The organism is Aeromonas sp. QDB18 (genome assembly GCF_027705325.1).
Classification (GTDB): domain Bacteria; phylum Pseudomonadota; class Gammaproteobacteria; order Enterobacterales; family Aeromonadaceae; genus Aeromonas; species Aeromonas caviae.
Window position 1 is genome coordinate 1 of record NZ_JAPDBQ010000271.1, and the last position, 1,661, is coordinate 1,661.

2 protein-coding genes and 1 pseudogene are annotated in these 1,661 nt (G+C 39.3%); all 3 read right to left on the minus strand.

Going from position 1 to position 1,661, the window contains the following annotated elements; all coding sequences use genetic code 11:
* Positions 1-170 precede the first annotated feature (170 nt).
* A pseudogene (locus tag OKC30_RS21475) lies at positions 171-296 on the minus strand (hypothetical protein); the annotation flags it as partial.
* An 11-nt stretch (positions 297-307) separates the two neighbouring features.
* Positions 308-1,291: a DUF6945 domain-containing protein gene (locus OKC30_RS20775; protein ID WP_270809809.1), complete on the minus strand. Its 984-nt coding sequence runs from the start codon at positions 1,289-1,291 to the stop codon at positions 308-310.
* Positions 1,272-1,418, minus strand: a complete 147-nt coding sequence (locus OKC30_RS20780) for a hypothetical protein (protein WP_223955350.1) — start codon at positions 1,416-1,418, stop codon at positions 1,272-1,274. The genes OKC30_RS20775 and OKC30_RS20780 overlap by 20 nt, the downstream gene beginning before the upstream one ends.
* Positions 1,419-1,661: the final 243 nt, after the last annotated feature.

Consider the following 1,661-nt stretch of genomic DNA (forward strand, 5'->3'; position numbering starts at 1 on the left):
GGGGCATGCAGTCGTGGCAAGCCCTCCGATGCCATATCGGCTCTTGAAGCTGGCTGAGGGTCATGGGTAATCAGGAATTTGTTTGTATTCGAGAGGTGAAATAGATTTGCAGAGATATTCCCAGCAGCTAAATTACTATTGAAGTCTTCACACGCTTTTCTAATTGTCTCGGCAGTCATGAATTGATTGTGCGCATCAAACTCTTCTGGAACATACATAATTTCAACGCTAATTCTTTCTTCTTGTGTTTCTTGCTTTATTGCTTTCAAAAATATTTGTTTAAAATTGTTAATCATTATTCCTCTTGTTAAAACGGTATACTATCCATATCATCTAATTTACTGTTTTCATATTCGGCGTTGTGATTAGAGCATTTGTTATTGATGCAGCTCCAACCATTTCCAACCTCTACGGGGTAGCAACCACTGCACACACGTCCAACTTGTTTAATAGTTTGCTTTGATGCCGCTGCCTTAGCAAACTCCGCTACAGACATATTAAACACCTCTTTAATAGCCTTGTAGCTAACAGCGTTGCACTCGCTTAGTTCAGACATGACACTAGATTGGTGTCCGGGACTTAAGTCATTAAACTTAGGATTTTGTGTAATCAATGCGTGACTGTGCAATTGCCATAATGTTTTACTTTCAGGCTCTACACCAACAACTTGAGTTTCTGAATCTCGATGTCCTTCTGCATTTTCATCATGTGGAGTTTTAGCATTATCAACCGCAATTTCATTTCGAGACTCATCTCTTACCTCAGTTTTTGATTTGGTAGTGCTCTGGTGCTGTTTGGCTTCCCGTTTTGCTTTTTCTTTTTCATCGTTGAATGTGGCATATTCAGCAACTCGCTCGGCGTTGTTTGCTTTCTGTTCTGCTCTCCAAGCATCATAAGATGGATTAACAAAGCGGATATTCTTGAGGGACACATCAGCAATAATCTTAATCCTTCGATTATCGTTGGGCATCTTAATCTGTTTAAGCAGTCCACAATCTTCCAGCAACTTCACCATAGATTTAGATTTAGTGTTGTAGCTACGACCAATAGCCATAAAGACAGTTGGCCATTCAGCAAATAAATCTTTTTGTTGGGATTGAAAGCTGCGATATTGGTCATACAAGAAGGTATAGAGAAGTTTAAAGTCGTTCTCAATCTCTGCCACAACTTCATCACCATCAACTTCATAAATCATCTGTGTTGCGGTCAGCATGTTGCCATTGTCGCCTTTATACACACCAGTAAACAGGCCTTTTTTATAGACGATCTCATTAGTTTTCTTGTTTGCCATATTTTTCCTCATAGTCTTTAAAGTCTTTGGATTCTGTAATTGTTTTTATAATATATGATTGGATGCTCATATTTCCTCGGCTCTCGTTAATCCAACGAAGAATCAGGCGCGGAAGATTAAGTTGCATGTTTTATTCCTCTTTGTATCTTGTTTTAAGTCGTTTGACTGGCTTTAGCTCTTTCAATGCGATCTCGACAGATAACCAAAAATCCGAGCGTTTCTTTGTTCGTGAAGTTAGTTTAAGTGTCTGAGCTCTTTGAATGGCGAGTTTCAAATCCTTATATTTTTCGATGTATCCGTCATTCCGCACCTGATTTTGCTATTTTCAGTGCTTGACGGCGATCGGCCGTTCTGATCTATTACTCTCTTT